We start from the raw sequence: 17,859 nt of genomic DNA, 5'->3' as shown, positions 1-17,859 counted from the left end.
TCACCAGCTGTATTTGAACACGCCCTTGCCGGAATAGCTGGTGACGTTGCCGGAGAATTCGCCGTCGAAGGTGCCGGCCAGCGAGAAGCCGTTCAGCCATTTCATTTCCGCGCTGGCGCTGACGAGGGCGGAATCGGCGTCGACCCTGGCGCCGTTCACGACGAAGCTCGCGCCGGGCAGGGTCTGGAACAGCGCGGTAACGGCGCGGCTCGGATTGTAGTCGTGTGCCCAGGCGGCGCGGCCGCGCAGGGTCAGCACGCCGTTCTGCATCGCGTAGGATTTGTCGGTGCGCAGGCCGAGCTCGGAGCGGGTATCGTTCAGCGACTGCGCGGCATAGTTCAGCGCGAACAGGCCGCCGCCATTGAGGCTGACTTCGGAATAGCTGGGCAGGTTGAAATTCGTCACCTGCGCCGCCGCATAGGGCGTGATGCCGATCAGCGGCGTCGTGAAGCGGTAGCCGCCCTCGAAGCGGGCCGAGAAGGTGTCGGCCCTGAACCGGCCCTGGAGCTGGTCGGCACCCGCGAGCGCCACGGTGCGGTTGGTGGTGACGTCGTGCCAGCCATAGGCCAGCGCGGCGGCGATATAGGCCGGACCGAAATTGTGCCGGCCGTAGACGCCGGCCTGGAACAGGTCGGCGGAGCCCGCGCCCATCGCGTTGGCAAGCGAGTAGTTCAGCCCGCCGCCGCCGAGCGAGAAGCCGACGAGCGTGTCCAGCGAAATCCGGTAGTCGGCACCGGCCGCGCCGCCCCAGACCCGCGCAGTGAGGTCCTGCGAGCCGACCGCGGCATTGCCGCCGACCTGCGCCGAGCCGCCATAACCGGCCGCCCAGACGCTCCAGCGATTGATCGGCTGCGACGACAGCAGCGGCGCCTTGGTCGCCATGGCATAGGCCTCGCGCTCGCGCGCGGTGGCCGGACGCATCGACGCATAGGCGGCCGCGTCATCGCTGTCGGCGAATTGCGCGACGCTGCCGGCCTTGGTGAAGCCGCTCGAGCGTCCGACGACGGTCGGATCGAGCATCAGGTTGAGGAACTGGCCGTCGGCGTTGATCGCGGACTGGATGATGCCGGTGCCGAGCTCGCCCGAGGCGGTGGTCAGCCCCGCAGGCGTTAGCGCGGCGAAGGCGGCGGGAATGCCGCCGGTCGAATTGAAGAAATTGGTCAGCGTGTTGGCGACATTCTGCTGGTTGACGGTGAGGCCGCCGCCGATCGGCGTGAAGTTGACGCCGATATTGAGGAACACGTTGTTGGCGTCGTAGCTCAGCGTCGCGTTGATCGACGGCATGTTGGAGACGACGGCCGAATTGAAGGTCGAGCCGCCGAGACCACCGGCCGCGGTCAGGATCGTGTACTGCTTCTTGACGGTGCCGGAGCCGAAGATCGCGCTCACCGTCGCGCCGCCGAGCGTGGCTGCGCCCGTGACGTTGGCGAGGCTGGCGGTGCTGGAGGAGACCTGCACCATATAGGTCGAGGCCGCGGTGAAGCTCAGCGATCCGTTGATCGAAAGCGTTCCGACCGCGCCGGTGTTGCCCGGTGCCAGCGTGCCGCCGGTCACCGCGACATTGCCGACGGTGCCGGTGCCGGCGAGCGTGCCCCCGGCATTGACGGTCGACGCGCTCGTGATCGAGCCATTCACGACCAGCGTGCCGCCGTTCACGGTGGTGGCGCCGGTATAGGTGTTGGCGCCGGTCAGGGTTTCCGTGCCGCCAGCCATGGTCAGACCGCCGCCTGCGCCGCCATCGCCGATGACGCCGGCGAAGCTGCCGTTGCCGCTGGTGATGGTCAGTGTGTTGGCGCCGAGATTGACATTGCCCGAACCCGACAGCGATTTGATCGCGGTGCCGGTGCTCAGGCCCGTGATGTCGAAGATGCCGTTGGCAATGACATTGCTCGAGGTCGCGATGCTGCCGTCGCTGCCGGCGAGATTGACCAGGTCGAGCTCGCCGCCGCTCGCGATCGTGGTGGTGCCGGTATAGGTGTTGGTGCCGTAGAGCTGCTGCAGTCCCCCGGTCGCGATCAACAGATTGCCGCCGGTGCCGCCACCGATACCACCGTCCTGGACCACGCCGCCGAAGGCCGTGCCGCTGTTGGACGTAATCGTCAGCGTCTTCGATCCGAGCGCGACGACGCCGGTGGCGCCGAACGAGAACAGCTGCGTAACCGATGCGCCGGACGTGGTCTGTGAGATATCGAGCGTTGCGCCCGCGCCCGCGAACGCGACGTAGAGCGAATTCGCGATCGAGCCGCTGCCCTTCAGCGCCAACGTCGCGCCGGCATCGATCTGCGTGACATTGGTGTAGGTGTTCACGCTCGAAAGTGTCTGGGTTCCGCCGCCGACCTCAAAGCCGCCGCTGCCCTGAATCACGCCCGCGAACTCGGTTGAGCCGTTGGTGATGAACAGCCCCTTGGTGCCCATGTTGACGACACCGCTCGAGCTGCCGGCGAGCGTCGTGATAGCGGTGGCTGACGGGGTAATTGCCGAGATATCGAAGGTCGCATTCACCGTAACGACGCTGGAGAACGAGATGCTGCCGGAGCCCGACAGCGCCAGCGTTCCGGCCGAGATCGTCGTTGCGCCGGTGTAGGAGTTGAAGTTGGTCAGCGTCAGCGTGCCGGTGCCGACCTTGATCAGGCCGCCGCCGGTGCCGGAGATCACGCCGTCGACCTGGGTCGAGGTGTTGAGGCTGCCGGTGGTGAGCGTGTTGGCGCCGAGCACGTAATTGCCTGCACCTTCGATCGATCCGGACGTCATGCCGCCGTTGGTCAGGCCGGAGATGTCGACGGTGCCGCCGGCATTGGTGATGAAGCGGGCGTTGCCGCCGGTCGACGTGCCCGTGAAGTTCGTGGTGCCGTTATTGTTGGTCGTGATCGTGGAGCCGGCCGCGGTGGCGGAGTTGCTGAAAATGAGAAAGCCGCTGTTGGAGATCGTCGCGGTGCCGGCGGTGGACGAGGTGTTGAAGGTAACAAAGCCGGTCGCGTTGTTCGTGATGCTCGATCCGCCTGCCGAGGTCGTGTCGTTGAAATTGATCACCGCGCTGTTGACGATCGTCGCGGTGCCGGCAGCGCTGCTGTTGTTGAATTCGATGTCGCCGGCATTGGTGATGTGTGCCGTGCCTGCGGTCGAGGTGTCGTTGAAGCTCATCGCGCCGCCGCTGACGTTGTACGTCACGAAATTGCTGCCGCCGCTAGCGCTGCTTGAGTTCGTGAACACCATGCTGGCGCCGACGTTAAACGTCTGCGGGTTGGTCGAATTGTTAGAGATGCCGACGCCATTGACCACGAAGATGTCGTTGGTGTTGATGGTATAGGCCTGCGCATTCGGCGCAGCCGTAAACACTACGGCGCCGATGTTGACGAGGCCGTTGCTGTCGACCGCGCTCAAGCCCGTGTCGGTGAAGGTGGCAGTGCCGTCCGGCACGGTTGGCGTCGAGGTCCAGTTCGTGCCGTCGGTCCAGTCAGTGGACGTACCACCAACCCAAGTGCCGTCCCCGGCATGGGCGGCGACGAGGCCAGGCGCCGTGGTCGCGAGCAGAGCCGCCAGCGAGTGCCGGACGACGGCGCGCAGCCGCTTATCGGTCCTCGCGCGCGCTATGATTGATCCTGCCATCGGCCCTTCGCAAATCGTCAAGATAAATCAATGCAATCGAGCAAGATGTAACAGCATGCCCCCGGCGCCATGATCTCATGGCGTTGCAACCGGCCGCAATGAATGACCATTGATTTGCATAGGGTTCCCGGTCGTTTCGCTTGTATTTCCAGCGATCGTGGCCATTGGGCAACAATTTCATGCGTCGCAACATGCCGGAAGTTGCAGCGGCTTCAGCTGGGTCTAAGGGGACGGCGACGGGTTGATCGTGGGGCCTATCAGAACTAGTTTGGTGCATCTGGCTTGCCGCGCGCTGGCCGATCGCTGGGGAGTTCGATGTCCGGGTGGCTGAGATCGGTCGGATTGGCTGTATTTTGTGCGGCCCTCGGCATCACCGGTAGCCTGGCGGCCACTTCGTCGCGCATGGACATCCTGCCTGACGATGCCGTCAGCAGTCCCGCCGAGAGCGTCGATGTCGGTGCGGTCAGACCGATTGCCCGGCCCGCGCCGGCCGCGAGCAAGCCTGCGCCTCGCGGCAATCCGCTCTGGTCGGTGCCGCTGAAGGCGCTGACCGGGACGCAGGAGCGCCCGATCTTTTCGGCCTCGCGCCGGCCGCCGCCGCGCGCGGTCGCCGCGGCACCGGCGGACGAGGTGCACGTGCCGCCGCCTCCGAAGCCGGTCGAGGCGCCGCCACCGCTGATGCTGGTCGGGGCCGTGGTGGGCGAGGGTGATGCGATCGCGATCCTCGTCAACCGCACGGATCAGAAGATCGTTCGGCTGCGGCAGGGCGAAACGCTGGACGGCTGGTCGCTGGCCTCGGTCCAGCCGCGCGAGGTGACATTCAAGCAGGGCGATCGCAGCGAGGTGCTGGCGCTTCAGCGGCCGGAAGGCACATCCGTTCCTGTAAGCGCGCCTGGGATGGCGGCCGCTTCCGCGGATAGCAATGGCCAACTGACGATGCCGACCCCGGGCGGCACGTCGTTTGCGCCGTTCGTGCCGCACTCGAAACCCAAGAATGGCGAACCGGACGGGCTCTAGCAGATTTTCGTTTTGACGCGCTTCTCGACGCCAGTCGGTGTCCGCTTGGCCGGAAAGCGCTCTACCGTCCGAGGATCGTCCCGAGCGTGTCGCAGATCCGGTCCTGCTGGACCTCCTGCAAACCCATCCACATCGGCAGCCGGATCAGACGTTCCGAGAGTTCGGTTGTCATTGCCAGATCGCCGTGCTTCCGTCCGAACCGCTGCCCCGCGGGTGAGGAATGCAGCGGGACGTAATGGAAGACCGCAGAGATGTTCGCGTCTCTGAGCTTTCCCAGCACCATGGAGCGATCGATCTCCGGTGGCAGCAGCACGTAGTAGAGATGTCCATTGTGGCGGCAATGGTGGGGCACGATAGGGCGGCGCAGAAGGCCGCGCTGCTCCATCGGCGACAGCATGTCGTGATACCTGTTCCAGATCGTCAGCCGCTCGCGGGTGATGCGCTCGGCCTCCTCAAGTTGGGCCCAGAGGAAGGCCGCGGTGATATCGCTCGGCAGAAAGGAGGAGCCGATGTCCTGCCAGGTGTATTTGTCAACCTCGCGGCGGAAGAACCGGCTGCGATCGGTGCCCTTCTCGCGCATGATTTCGGCGCGCAGTGCGTGCTCAGGGGCGTTCACGAGCAGGCAGCCGCCTTCGCCCGAGATGATGTTCTTGGTCTCGTGGAAGCTGAAGCTGCCGAAATCGCCGATGGCGCCAAGCGCCGAGCCCTTGTAGCTCGCCTCGACCCCCTGCGCGGCGTCCTCGACGATCCGCAGATTGTGACGCTGGGCGATCGCGACGATCGCGTCCATCTCGCAGCCGACGCCGGCATAATGCACCGGGGCAATCGCGCGCGTGCGCGGGGTGATCGCTGCCTCGATCTGCCGTTCGTCGAGGTTAAGTGTGTCTTCGCGGATGTCAACGAACACTGGGACCGCGCCGCGCAGCACGAACGCGTTCGCGGTCGAGACAAAGGTGAACGAGGGCATGATCACCTCGTCGCCGCTCTTGAGGTCGAGCAGCATTGCGGCAAGGTCGAGGGCCGAGGTGCAGGAGTGCGTCAGCAATGCCTTCGCGCAGCCGGTGCGCTGCTCGATCCATTCGTGACAGCGTTTGCTGAAGCGTCCATCGCCGGAGATATGAAGTGACTCCAAGGCCTCTTGGATATAGCCGTGCTCCTTTCCGGTCGGGTAAGGTCGGTTGAAGGGAATAAAATCGGATGTCATCATTAAGGTATTTCCGGCGGCGCAGCGGATCTTCGGCCATTGGTTCGATTTCGGCCAACATGGCCGTTCTTTCGACCGGAATCAACTGGCCAGTCCTTTCGACGTCGGCACTGAGGTAATTCCTAAATGTGCTGATTCGCAGCGTTTCCCATCGACATCATTGAGCCGGGCTGGTAGGCGGCTGACTTGCGAAGAAGGTCCCGACGTTGATCGAACCACCGACTATTGCGCACGGCAGGGAGGGGACGGGAGCGAGTTCTCCCACAGGAGCCCGAGCCCGCCGCCTGTTTGAGGGGTGGTCCGCGAGCCTGGTCCAAATGGCTCTGGGAGTTTCGCAGCAGGTGCTGCTCATTCCGGTCTTCCTGCATTTCTGGACCAGCGATGTCCTCGCCGCTTGGCTTGCAATCTACGCCGCGGGCAGCCTTGTCCTCATCGCCGACGGTGGTCTGCAGATTCGTGCGATTAACCGTTTCCTCGCGTTCAAAGCGAGTGTGGATTGCGACGGCCGCACGGGCCAATTCTATGCTTCCATGATGCGGGTCTATTTCTCGCTCGTAACCATGCTCGCGGCTCTGCTGCTCATCGCCGCTTGGCTCTTGCCGCCGTCACGCGTGCTGGGATTCACTGCGACGGTGCATTTCAATGCCGCCTTCGTCGTGATTGCGGTGGGCACCCTCATCGTGCTGCCGTCCAATCTGACGTCGGCGCTCTACCGGACGCGAGGCACTTATGCTCGTGCCATCTGGCTTCAGAGCGCCGCCATGTTCTTCGCGCAGCTTATGCAATTGTTGGCGGTGATCGCCACGGGCAGCCTGCTCGCAGTCGCCGTCGCCTACGCTTCAGTTCAAGTGTTCGTCGCGATCTATCTCGTTGCTTTCGACGGGCCGCGTCTATTTCCCCACCTGCGAGGCCGCCGCGTGTCACCCTCGCTGCGCTGGTGTTTTGGCCAGATCAGGCTTGGATTTCCGTTCGGCTTTGCGGGCGCTGCCGACATGGCGCTACTGAATGCGCCCGTGCTGTTGGTCAGCGTGTTCGTTTCCGGACGGGTGGCCATCGTACAGTGGGCGCTTACCCGCGTCATTGCGGGGCTGGTGCGTGTGCTCTGTCTGCAAGCGACGCTGCCGCTCTCTGCCGAACTCGGCCATGATCACGCCATTGGAGCCAGGGAGCGACTTCGCGATCTTTATGCGCGAGGGTCGGCGTTCGTCACGCTGCTGGCAAGCCTGACCGTATCGGCGCTGTTGCCATTCTGGCCGGACTTTTTGGCGCTTTGGACGCATGGAACTATTCCGTACGATCCATTCTTGACGATCACTCTGCTCCTCGGCTCCAGTGCCGCGGCGCCTTCAATCTTGGCACTCGGCTATGCGAACTGCAGCAATCAAGGAGATTTGCTGGTGCGGACCAAGGGAATTCAGTTGGCTCTGTTTGTCGTGCTCTCGGTCCTCTTGATTCCCCCGATGGGTCCGCTGGGTGCAGCCATTGCCATTGTTGCGAGTGATCTTCTCATTCAGTCTGGATTCATGGCATCTGTGATCATCCGCCGGACTCTGCGGCATCCGTCCAGCCACGTTGCATTTCTCGCTGCGATCTGGCTTACGGTCGTAGGGGGCGGTTGGGTGGTGGGCGCGGTCATTCGACGGCTGGTACCCGGGACCGGTGCGATACACCTCGTCGCAGAATGTGCGCTTTGGCTGATCGTCATCGGCCTGCTCGCAAGTCCACTGGCGATCAAGCGTGTTCGCAACGGCTTGATTGCGGCAGTCCCACGATAGTGCTGATTTCAGTCGAAAGTGGACCCCGCATTTGGGAATAGTGCAGAAGTATTGACGTCGGTTTGATCAAGGAATCCAACGTACGCAGTTGGATGTCTCGCCAGACATTGACGGTCGACATCCGCTTGCGGCGGATCACGCAGCGGTCTTCTCGAAGAAGTTTCGAGGGCTGACATACCACAACAGGAACAACACCGCAGCCCCATGCGTGAGCAAAATGGTTGTCAGCGGTACGTTGAGAAACACAAAGGGTAGGACCCCGCCGGAAAGCAGAATGAATTCGGCTGGGAGCCCTGCCGACAACCGATTGGCGAGGGCGACGACGAGGCCGCAGACAAACACCGAAACGGGGGCGAGCAAGACGCCGACAGACGCAATGCCCTCGGTCGCGAGCAGCGAGGCGTTGTAGGCGCCAAGGCCATAACTGTGCTCCATAACGACCGACAACTGATCTTGATAGGGGCACTGAAAGATCGGCTTTAGAATTGAGATTTGACAGAAGTACGTCAACGAGTGATCGAAGAAGAAGTCGTTGTAGACGGACATCGCCAAGGAGGGGATTGCCAGCATCCGGAAATTGACGGTCGTAAAATAGAATGCCCCTTTTTCCCGGAAGACGAACAAGAGGACAATGCCCGCGAGGGCCGGCGCCAGCAGCGACAGGATCGCGACCACCCTGACTTCGAAGAGCCTTGACAGCGCCAGCAGCGCAACAAGCCAGAACGGCGCAAACAACGAGCTCTTGGTGAGTGTGATTGGATAGAAGAGGATCAACAGGAACAGTGTGGCGATTGCGCGCCAATACGCCTTCTTCGTGACGAAGCAGGCGAAGGCGAACGGCAGCATCGCATTTGAGATGATCGTAATCAGATAGTTGACCACTCGCGGATTGTTGAACTTCGCGCGATACTGATAAATCTCGCTAAGGGGGACGAGATGAAAACTGTAGAACGCGCCTATGGCAATCGCGGCAACGCCCAGGAGCAAGATCACGTCCAGGAAGCGTTCGAAGGACTGCACTGGCATGGTATAAATCTGCCGGATCGGCGACGACACCAGCAGAGCAGGCAGTAGAAAGGCGATTGCGGACGTCGCCGCGGACCATCCAGCGAGCCCGTAATTGTAGGTTAGGTCCGTGAAGTTGTTTAGCCAGAGATATCCGACGACCATCGTGTAGATGTAGAAGCCGACAAAGTATCCGAATGTGAAGTCTTTCAGCACGAACAGAATGGAAACCGTGCCAAAAGCCGCGACGGAGATTGCCGCCGGCCACCAACGTGACGGATCGAAGAAAAGGTGGAATGTTTCTGGGAGGAAACCGATCGGGTAGGTATAGGTAGCGGCCTGGACTAGGGACACGCAGACGAGAATGATGTGTAAACCGACGAGCGTTGCGATCCTGGTCTGCGACCGGTTTTGCGGCTCAGACATTCCGCAGAACTCCTTCCGGGCACCGGCGTTCCCGACACGGCTGACCTCGCAGGATAGTCCCGCTTCGCAAGTTGCATGGAGGCATTGGATTTGCCGGAGTTGGTGAGGGATAGGGCCTTCAATGAATTGGCAATGCTGGTTTGTATAGTAATGCATCGCTTTCGCGACTGATGGCATGTCCGCGACCCAGAAACAAGGTAGAACCGAACCGCTACTTCTGAACGTGCTGGTCCTGCTGGTAAGCACCCTCGTCGGTGATCGCCGCGATCACCTGTCCGCTGTGTCCCGCGGAGTGTTCGAAATCGGGCTGGCGTGTCGGACTCATCATCGCCTCGCGAGATAAACGGCTCTTTGTGAGCTCTCCGGCCTTGCCCCAACGTCAGTAGATCTGAGGGTAACGGCGATATCTCAGCCGCATCACGTGCCGGGCGAGTTGCCGATGCCCTTCGTCGATCCGTTCTGCGTCGTAGGCGAGCCGTTGCTTGCCTGCCATGGCGAGCCGGCTGCGCTCTTCGGCCGAGCCGACCTTCACGATGGCTTTCGCGAGCGAGGCCGGATCGTCGTAGTCGAACAGGATGGCTGCGTCGCCGGCTTGCGCCTGGAAGGCTTCCGGATAGATCACCGGCGTGTCAACCGCCCACGCCTCGAGTGGAGGCAGATTGGTGGGGCCGAAATAGGTGGCCATCACCAGCGCATTGGCGCCGCGATAGAGCGCGCCAAGCTCCGCGGAGGGAACGAAGCCGAGTATGTGCACGGAATCGCCTAGACCGTGCTGCGCCACCAGCGTCTCGAACGCGGCGCGCGCGCCGCGATCGGAGCCGCACAGCACGAGCCGGTGCCTCTCGCCCTGATCCCTGAGCAGGCGCATCGCAAGCAGGACGGTTGCGTGGTTCTTGTGCGACCAGAATTGTGCCGGATAGAACAGATAGCCGGGCTCTATGCCGTGCTTCCTGAGGATCGAGGCGTCCGCGGCCTGATCGGGCACGACTGTTCGCGCCACGTAGAACGACGGCGAGAACGGGATGCAAACGGCGTGGTCGCGCTCCATGGCGTAGCGCCGGCACAGCATGTCGATCAGCTCGTCGGCATTGGTGACGACCACCGCGGCCTTGGTGGCGGCGCTGCGCCACACGATGTCGCGGCGCTCGAACTGAGCGAATTCCCGCACCTCGTCGAATTCGGGGCTGTCGCGGAAACAGCCGTCGAAGATCGTGATGATGAACGGAAGCCTGTAGAGCACCAGGTTCCAATTCGACGTGGTGGTGAAATAGACGGTGTCGACGCCGGCCCTGATCAGCTTCTTCTCGAATGGCGCGCAGACCCGCACGGTATATTGCAGCAGGTCGAACGCACCCGAATATTTGAGGAACAGGAACAGGCGGTCGAGCCAGCCAAGCTTCAGATGAACGCTGTTGACGCCGAGATCGGCGAGGACCGCGACATTTTGGTGCAGCGTCGTGAACACGGTGACGTCGATATCGGCGGTCTTGGCCCAGTCGCGCATCCACATGACGTCGGTGAGCGACTGCTGGAAGCCCCCGCCGACGTCGAGCGGTAGCTCGATAAAAATCCCGATGTGGTAGCGCTTCACGGCTGCGCGGCCTTTCTCGCGATGGAATAGGCGGCCCAGTCGTTCGTGTTCGGCGCAGCGTCGGACAGCCAGGCATGGCTGCCGGCCGGCTCGAACCCGCAATGCCTGAGTGCGGTTTCGATCTCGAATGGAAACCAGTAACGCATGTGGTGCGCTTCATCGACGCGCCGGATCGTGGCGCGGTCCGTGTCCTCGCAGAACAGCGTGTAGTTCACCGTAACCGTCGCCGCCTGTTCGTCGTGGTCGGATTGCGCAATCCGGGTCAGGCGCAGCGGCTTCTGCTCGATTACCTTGACCCGCGTCTCGACGCCTTGTGCCAGCACGGCGCCGCCATACCAATAGTCGAAGAAGAATACGCCGCCTGGCTTCAGCGCGGCATGTGCCGTGCGGAACATTGCCGCCAGTGCATCGCGGCTGGTCTGATAGCTGGCGACGTGGAACAGCGACACCACCGCATCGTAGTCGCGTTCCGGGCCGGTCTCGCAGACATCGCCCTGCCGGAACGGAATCGAGAGCCCGGCCTGCGCGGCGCGCGCCTTGGCGCTCGCGATCATCTCATGGCTGAGATCGATGCCGGCGACGCTCCAGCCCTGGCGCGCAAAGGCCAGCGCGTGCAGGCCGGTGCCGCAGCCGAGATCGAGCAGCCGTCCGGAGGAAACGCCGTGGTCGCGCAGGCGTGCTTCGACGAACGATGTCTCGGCCGCGTAATCCTTGTCCTGATAAAGCAGGTCATACCAGGGCGCGTAGTCGGCGAACACCGTCACGCCAGAATCTCCTTGAGCGCCTGTGCGGAGCGCGCGATCTCGTCGTCGGTCAAGGCAAGCCCGCTCGGCAGGTAAAAACCGCGACGGGCGATGTATTCCGCGTTCGGATGGGATTCATCGAGCATCAGGCCCATCCGGCGCAACACCGGCTGCTCGTGCATGCACCAGAAGAACGGCCGCGTGCCGATGCCCTTTTCGCCGAGGCGGCGCATCGCCTCCCTGGCGTCGAAGGGCACGCTGTCGTCCAGCACGACGCCGTAGACCCAGTAGATGTTGTCGGCATAGTTGGTGCGGGCGACCGGGCGGCGGATATGAGCGACGTTGCCGAGATGGTCGTCATAGAGCCGGCCGATCCGGCGCTTGAGCTCGACCGTGCGCGGCAGGCGCTCGACCTGGGCGACGCCGAGCGCGGCCTGGAGGTTGGTCAGGCGCGCGTTCCAGCCGAGGTCCTCGTGGACGAAACGCTGCTGCGGCTGGAAGCAGAGATTGCGATAGCCCTGCAGGCGATCGGCGAGCGTGTCGTCGTCGGTGAGGATCATGCCGCCTTCGCCGGTGGTGACATGCTTGTTGGGATAGAAGCTGAAGGTCGAGACGTCGCCGAAGCTGCCGCAGGGCGCGCCACGATAGGTCTGCCCGTGCATCTCGGCGGCGTCCTCGATCACCCTCAGATCATGCTTGCGCGCAAGCGCCATGATCGGTTCGAGATCGACCGGCAGGCCGTAGATGTGCACCAGCATGATCGCGCGCGTGCGCGGCGTGATCGCGGCCTCCACGCCCTCGACCGTCATGTTCCAGGTCGCGGCATCGCAGTCGACCCCGACCGGGACGAGGCCGGCGCGCACGACGGCCGCGGCACAGCTGATGATCGTGAAGGTCGGGAGGATGACTTCGGAGCCTTCCTCGAGGCCGAGCGCATGGACGGCGATGTCGAGCGCGACCGAGCCGTTGGTCACGGCGACGCCGTGGCGCCGTCCGGCGGCTTCCGCCATCGCCTGCTCGAAGCGCTTGATGAACGGTCCTTCCGAAGAGATCCAGCCGGTGCGGATGCATTCGGCAAGATACTCGGCCTCGTTGCCGTCGAGCAGCGGCGTGTTGACGGGAATGAACGGCGAGGTCACGGATTTGGACCCTTGATCCGGATTTCCGACTGGGCGACTTCGGCAAAGCGGGTCTTGTCGTTCTCGCCGGAGTAGGGGCCCTGCTTGATCTCGAACATCTCGACCGGCTCGAGCACGTGGAAGCCGTGCGCGCCGCTGCACAACAGGATGATGTCGCCGGCGCCGAGCACGCGGCTTTCCAGATAGTTCTCTTCGACCGTGTAGAAGTCGACCTGGAGCTTGCCCTTCTGGATCAGGAGCACTTCCTGGGTGTAGTGCACCTCCCGCGTCACCTTGTTGTGACGATGCGGCTCGATGCTCTTGCCCTTCGGATGGCTCATATAGGCGAGCTGCTGCGACAGCTCGGGCGACGAAAAGAAGTGGATACCCGGCTCGCGGAACGAGGCGCGCACGATGATCGCATAGAGCTGGTCGCCGAATCGAACATGTTCGACGTGTTCCATCTGAGCCTCGACAAAAAACGCTGTAATTTTAGTGACATAGCGTCACGCGGGAGCACTTTGGCCATTTTGGCCGGGACCGTCAAGATCAGGCGATCGGGGATTGCGGGAGCGCTGCTAGGTCCGCTCGGCGAGCCGCAGGATGGTCTCGACGCGTTGGCGGAAGGTGTGGCTCGAAAGCGTGCGGGCCTGTCCGGCCGCAGCGATCGCCTGGTGCGCGGGCTCATCGTTGAGATAGCGATCGATCTGCGCGATACAATCGTCGGCGGAACGCCAGACAGCGACCTCGCGGCCGGGCTCGAACAGCGTGTGCAGATTGTCCTTGAAGTCGGTGAGCAGGAAGGCGCCGATACCGGTTGCTTCGAACAGCCGCGCATTGCCGGCTTCCGGTCCGGCCATGTCGATATGCGAGTTGAGCGTCACGCGCGAGGCTCGCAGCGCCTGATACATGTCCACGCCCCACACCTCGCCCTGGTAACAGCGATGAAGCGGTGACGAGGCGGGCAGCGTATGCAGGCCGCTGCCGAACAGTTTCAGATCGTAGCGGCGCGCGACAGCTTCCAGCTGCGCCACGCGCTGCTGGTGATCGGCCGATACGGCGCCCACGAACGAGACGTCGATGCTGCGCTCTGGTGCAGGCGGAAGAACGTCGATGATCGCAGGCTCGAATCCCAGATGGATGACCTCCGAGCGAGCGCCTTGTTGACGAAAGAAATCCACCACCGCGGCGATTTGCGAGATCAGGAGATCGTAGACCGACCAGTCTTCGCCGCGCGAGGGCACGATTCCAACCTGGCCGACCATGGTGGGGCGGCAGATCTGTTTGATCCGACGCACCAGTCGCGTGTCGACGTGGAAGAGATCCTGGTTGAGGATCAGGTCCGGTTTGAAGTCCTCGATCTGCGCCAGCAGGATCTGTTCGGACTGCGCGTCGAGGCGCGGGCTCAGGCCGATCTTGCGGGCGAGCGGCCTCAACACCGGCTTGAAGGGCGCGACGGCGCGTTGCAGCCATCCCGGGATGGCATCGCTCACGGCGGCGCCCGGCGGCGGCGATGGCGTCACGCTGATGCCATGTTCGCGCGCCCATGCCGTCTGCATCCAGCCGTTGTTGACGTGGATGTTGGCGGCCGTGTGCCCGAGGGCTTCGAAATTGCGCGAGTAGAAGTCGGCCACGCCGAACAGGCTGGCGTTGCGCGCTGCCATCTGCGCGTCGTAGCTCGAATTCTCGAGGCCCGGATGGCGCCGGTACAGCCAGGCGAGGAAGCGCTGATAATCTGCGTTGAGGACGAGAACGCGCACGGCCTAGCGCGTCCCGTTCGCGAGTTTGCGAGTGATGTCCCGGCGGAGGCTCATTTGCGGGTCGAATAGCCCATTCACGGACCGTGCACAATGTCCGGGCGGCCTGAAATCCGGCGGCGCGGGACCTACCGCTCGTCCGCGATCACCTTGCCGTCGTTCGGCAATGCGCCGGGGCTGACCAGCTCGACTGCGCCGCCGAGCTTGGTCACGGCCCGCAGGGTGCCTGCGATCTCCTCGCGCAGTGCATCGCCTGATGTGTCCGCCTCGGCTTTCAGCGTCATCGCATCGGCCTCGCCCTGGCGGGTGACGACGAGGCGCAGCCGTCCGAGCGCGGGATGGCGCTTGGCGATCTCGGCGACCTGCTCGGGGCGGACGAACATGCCCTTGACCTTGGTGGTCTGGTCGGCGCGGCCCATCCAGCCCTTGATGCGCATGTTGGTGCGACCACATTTGCTCGAGCCCGGCAACGCCGCGGTGAGGTCGCCGAGCGCCAGCCGGATCCAGGGATGGTGCGGATCGAGCGAGGTCACCACGATCTCGCCGACATCGCCGGGGGACACGGGATCGCCGGTGCCGGGCTTGACGATCTCCATGATCAGATCCTCGTTCACGACCATGCCGTCGCGCGCCTCGGTCTCGAACGCGATGAGGCCGAGATCGGCGGTGCCGAAGGCCTGGTAGGCGTCGATGCCGCGCGCCTTGATCTCGGCCTGCAGCGAGGGCGGAAACGCCGCGCCCGAAACCAGCGCGCGCTTGATCGAGGAGATGTCGCGGCCCGCGGTCACTGCGGCATCGAGCAGGATCTTCAGGAAATCGGGGGTCCCACTATAGCCGACGGGACGGTAGGCCTCGATCAGCTCGAACTGCTGCTCGGTGTTGCCGGGGCCGGCCGGGATCACCGCGCAACCCAATGCGCGCGCCGAGGCGTCGAAGATGAAGCCGCCGGGGGTGAGGTGGTAGCTGAAGGTGTTGAGCACGATGTCTTCGGGGCGGAATCCGGCCGCGAACAGCGCCCGCGCGCCGCGCCAGGGATCGGCCTGCCGCCCCTCCGGCTCGAAGATCGGGCCGGGCGAGGTGAACAGGCGGGCAAACGACCCCGGGGCCGCCGCCACGAACCCGCCGAAGGGCTGGGAGGCCTTGTGCAGGGCAGGCAGTTCCGACTTGCGCAGCACGGGAAGGCCGGCCAGCGCCGTCCTGGAGGTCACCGCGGCGGGATCGATGCCCTTCAGCCGCTCGGCATAGGCGGGCGCGCTCATCGCGCTGCGCAGGAGGCCTGGCAGGCGGGCGAACAGCTCGGCCTCGCGCGCCGCTGGCTCGCGCGTCTCGAGGGCGTCGTAATGGGCGGTCATGACAGGTCTTTCCGGGTTGGCATCCGTTGCACGCCGCCGCTCGCATGGGTATCAGACGGCCATTGGCGGGGCGTGGAGAGGACGCAATGGCGGACGAGAGCATCATTCCGGCGGAAGAAGCGGCGGGGGTCGTCGCGCGCCTGAAGCGCCGCATGATCGAGGACGCGATCCCGCTGTGGTCGACCGTCGGCTGGGACCATGAAATGGGCGGTTTCATCGATCGGCTGCACCGCGACGGCACGGCCGACAGAGCCGCGCCGCGGCGCGTGTTCGTGCAAGCGCGCCAGATCTGGTGCTACGCCAAGGCGGCGCAGATGGGCTGGTATCCGCAAGGTCGCGCCATCGCGCTGAAGGGGCTCGAGCATCTGCTGGCAAAGGCCAAGGCGCCGGACGGCAAGCCCGGCTATGTCCACCGGCTGACGCCCGATGGCGCGGTGCTCGATGCGCGGCGCGACGCCTATGACCACGCCTTCATCCTGTTTGCGCTGGCAACCGTCTATGCGCTCGACCAGGACGCGCAGATCCGCGCCGAGATCGATGCGCTGCTCGGCTTCCTCGACGGCCATCTGCGCTCGCCGCATGGCGGCGTGCATGAGAGCCTGCCGGTGTCGCTGCCGCGGCGGCAGAACCCGCAGATGCATCTGTTCGAGGCGATGATCGCGTGCTTCGACGCGACCCACGATCTGTCGTTCCAGAACCGCGCCGGCGAATTCTTCGCGCTGTTCCTCGCCAATCTCTACGACAAGCGGAAATGCGCGCTCGGCGAATATTTCGAGGAGGACTGGTCGAAGATCGAGCCGGTCAGCGTCGAGGCCGGCCACCAGGCGGAATGGGTCTGGCTGCTGAAGGGATTTGAACGCATCACGGGCTGTCCGACCGGACAGCGGCGCGCAGAGCTGCTGGCGACGGCGCTGCGCTATCGCGACACGGCCACCGGCTGTCTCGTCGACGAGGGCGACGATACCGGCAACATCCGCCGCGCGACGCGCCGGCTGTGGCCGCAGACCGAGATCGCGAAGGCGTGGATCGCGCAGGCCGAGTCGGGCGAGGCGGGTGCGGCGGAGGAAGCGCGTGCGTCGCTGGTGCGGCTCGAACGGCATTATCTCAGCCATCCCGTGCGGGGCGGCTGGTACGACCAGTTCGACAGCGACGGCAAATCGCTGGTCGACACCATTCCTGCGTCGTCGTTCTATCATGTTCTCTGCGCGGTCACGGAAGCGGAGCAGGTGCTGAGCTAGAGTCATTTTGTTTTGACGCGTTTTCTTCACGCGAACCGGGTCCCACTTCGCTCGAAAACGCTATAGCCACCGTTTGCGCCGCTTGAAGCTCTTCAGGTTCTTGAAGCTCTTGCGCTGGTCGCCGGCGCCGCCGAGGTAGAATTCCTTGACGTCCTCGTTGTCGCGCAGCTCGTCGGCGGTGCCGTCGAGCACGACCTTGCCCTGCTCCATGATGTAGCCGTGGCTTGCCACCGACAGCGCGGCGCGCGCGTTCTGCTCCACCAGCAGGATGGTGACGCCGAGGTCGCGGTTGATCTTCTGGATGATCGAGAACACCTCTTTCACCAGCAGCGGCGACAGGCCCATCGACGGCTCGTCCATCAAGATCATCTTCGGGCGTGCCATCAGCGCGCGGCCGATCGCCAGCATCTGCTGCTCGCCGCCGGAGAGATAGCCGGCCAGTCCCGTGCGCTCCTTCAGGCGCGGGAAATAGTTGAAGACCATATCGAGGTCGGCATCGACCTCGCGATCCCTGCGCGTGAAGGCGCCGAGCCTGAGGTTTTCCAGCGACGTCATGTCGGCGACGATGCGCCGGCCCTCCATCACCTGGAAGATGCCGCGGCGGACGATCTTGTCGGGATCGATGCCGGCGATGGGCTCGCCCTCGAACAGGATCTCGCCGCGCGTGACCTCGCCGTCCTCGGTCTTGAGCAGCCCCGAGATCGCCTTCAGCGTCGTCGACTTGCCGGCACCGTTGGCGCCCAGCAGCGCCACGATCGCGCCCTTGGGCACGTCGAGGCTGAGGCCGCGCAGCACCAGGATGACGTCGTCATAGACGACCTCGATGTTGCGCACGGCGAGGAGGGGAGCGGGGGCCACGGCCGTCGGTTTGGCGCGGGATGCTTCGATGATGTCGGTCATGTTCGGTGCCGCCAATTTGCTGCGCTCGTCATGCCCGGGCTTGTCCCGGGCATCCACGTACTTTGTGGGTGAGGTCAGACGTGGATGGCCGGGACATCTGCGCGAAGACGCGCTTGGCGCTTTTGCC

The 17,859-nt window shown here is 64.0% G+C and carries 13 protein-coding genes; 3 read left to right on the top strand and 10 right to left on the bottom strand.

Features of this window, described 5'->3' with window-relative positions; translation table 11 throughout:
- Window positions 1-3,606 (bottom strand): autotransporter domain-containing protein, encoded by a 3,606-nt coding sequence (locus NLM32_RS32190; RefSeq protein WP_254132749.1) that lies wholly within the window; start codon window positions 3,604-3,606, stop codon window positions 1-3.
- Window positions 3,607-3,921: 315 nt separating this feature from the next.
- Here NLM32_RS32190 and NLM32_RS32185 point away from each other — a divergent pair, with 315 nt between their 5' ends.
- On the top strand, window positions 3,922-4,623 hold the full coding sequence (locus NLM32_RS32185) for a hypothetical protein (RefSeq protein ID WP_254132748.1): 702 nt from the start codon (window positions 3,922-3,924) through the stop codon (window positions 4,621-4,623).
- A gap of 61 nt (window positions 4,624-4,684) precedes the next feature.
- On the opposite strand, the gene rffA is transcribed toward NLM32_RS32185, so the two are convergent.
- A complete protein-coding gene (gene rffA, locus NLM32_RS32180; protein WP_254135467.1) occupies window positions 4,685-5,827 on the bottom strand; it encodes a dTDP-4-amino-4,6-dideoxygalactose transaminase in 1,143 nt (380 codons plus the stop codon).
- A gap of 317 nt (window positions 5,828-6,144) precedes the next feature.
- Here rffA and NLM32_RS32175 point away from each other — a divergent pair, with 317 nt between their 5' ends.
- Window positions 6,145-7,602 carry a hypothetical protein gene (locus NLM32_RS32175; protein WP_254132747.1) on the top strand — a complete coding sequence of 486 codons (1,458 nt, stop codon included), beginning with the start codon at window positions 6,145-6,147 and terminating at the stop codon, window positions 7,600-7,602.
- Window positions 7,603-7,737: 135 nt separating this feature from the next.
- Here NLM32_RS32175 and NLM32_RS32170 read toward each other — a convergent pair whose 3' ends face one another.
- From NLM32_RS32170 to NLM32_RS32140, 7 genes are all read right to left on the bottom strand, one after another.
- A complete protein-coding gene (locus NLM32_RS32170) occupies window positions 7,738-9,033 on the bottom strand; it encodes a hypothetical protein (protein WP_254132746.1) in 1,296 nt (431 codons plus the stop codon).
- A gap of 379 nt (window positions 9,034-9,412) precedes the next feature.
- The gene (locus tag NLM32_RS46155; RefSeq protein WP_254132745.1) at window positions 9,413-10,624 is read right to left on the bottom strand and encodes a glycosyltransferase; all 1,212 of its coding nucleotides are present in this window, start codon (window positions 10,622-10,624) and stop codon (window positions 9,413-9,415) included.
- A complete protein-coding gene (locus tag NLM32_RS32160) occupies window positions 10,621-11,388 on the bottom strand; it encodes a class I SAM-dependent methyltransferase (RefSeq protein WP_254132744.1) in 768 nt (255 codons plus the stop codon). Before NLM32_RS32160 ends, NLM32_RS46155 begins: the two co-directional genes overlap by 4 nt.
- Window positions 11,385-12,506 (bottom strand): DegT/DnrJ/EryC1/StrS aminotransferase family protein, encoded by a 1,122-nt coding sequence (locus NLM32_RS32155; protein ID WP_254132743.1) that lies wholly within the window; start codon window positions 12,504-12,506, stop codon window positions 11,385-11,387. The genes NLM32_RS32160 and NLM32_RS32155 overlap by 4 nt, the downstream gene beginning before the upstream one ends.
- The gene (locus NLM32_RS32150; RefSeq protein WP_148775315.1) at window positions 12,503-12,949 is read right to left on the bottom strand and encodes a hypothetical protein; all 447 of its coding nucleotides are present in this window, start codon (window positions 12,947-12,949) and stop codon (window positions 12,503-12,505) included. Before NLM32_RS32150 ends, NLM32_RS32155 begins: the two co-directional genes overlap by 4 nt.
- A gap of 114 nt (window positions 12,950-13,063) precedes the next feature.
- Entirely contained in the window at window positions 13,064-14,245 is a 1,182-nt protein-coding gene (locus tag NLM32_RS32145; protein WP_254132742.1) for a glycosyltransferase, read from the bottom strand.
- 125 nt (window positions 14,246-14,370) lie between these two features.
- Window positions 14,371-15,594 (bottom strand): phenylacetate--CoA ligase family protein, encoded by a 1,224-nt coding sequence (locus NLM32_RS32140; RefSeq protein WP_254132741.1) that lies wholly within the window; start codon window positions 15,592-15,594, stop codon window positions 14,371-14,373.
- 86 nt (window positions 15,595-15,680) lie between these two features.
- Here NLM32_RS32140 and NLM32_RS32135 point away from each other — a divergent pair, with 86 nt between their 5' ends.
- Window positions 15,681-16,832 (top strand): AGE family epimerase/isomerase, encoded by a 1,152-nt coding sequence (locus tag NLM32_RS32135; protein WP_254132740.1) that lies wholly within the window; start codon window positions 15,681-15,683, stop codon window positions 16,830-16,832.
- Window positions 16,833-16,892: 60 nt separating this feature from the next.
- Here the strand turns inward: NLM32_RS32135 and NLM32_RS32130 are convergent, their stop codons facing one another.
- The gene (locus tag NLM32_RS32130; RefSeq protein ID WP_254132739.1) at window positions 16,893-17,732 is read right to left on the bottom strand and encodes an ABC transporter ATP-binding protein; all 840 of its coding nucleotides are present in this window, start codon (window positions 17,730-17,732) and stop codon (window positions 16,893-16,895) included.
- Window positions 17,733-17,859 lie beyond the last annotated feature (127 nt).

The sequence above is a fragment of the Bradyrhizobium sp. CCGUVB14 genome, from assembly GCF_024199935.1.
In the GTDB taxonomy this organism is placed as follows: Bacteria; Pseudomonadota; Alphaproteobacteria; order Rhizobiales; family Xanthobacteraceae; genus Bradyrhizobium.
The sequence above is the reverse complement of the archived record's forward strand: the minus strand, read 5'-3'. Positions and strand labels throughout refer to the sequence as shown.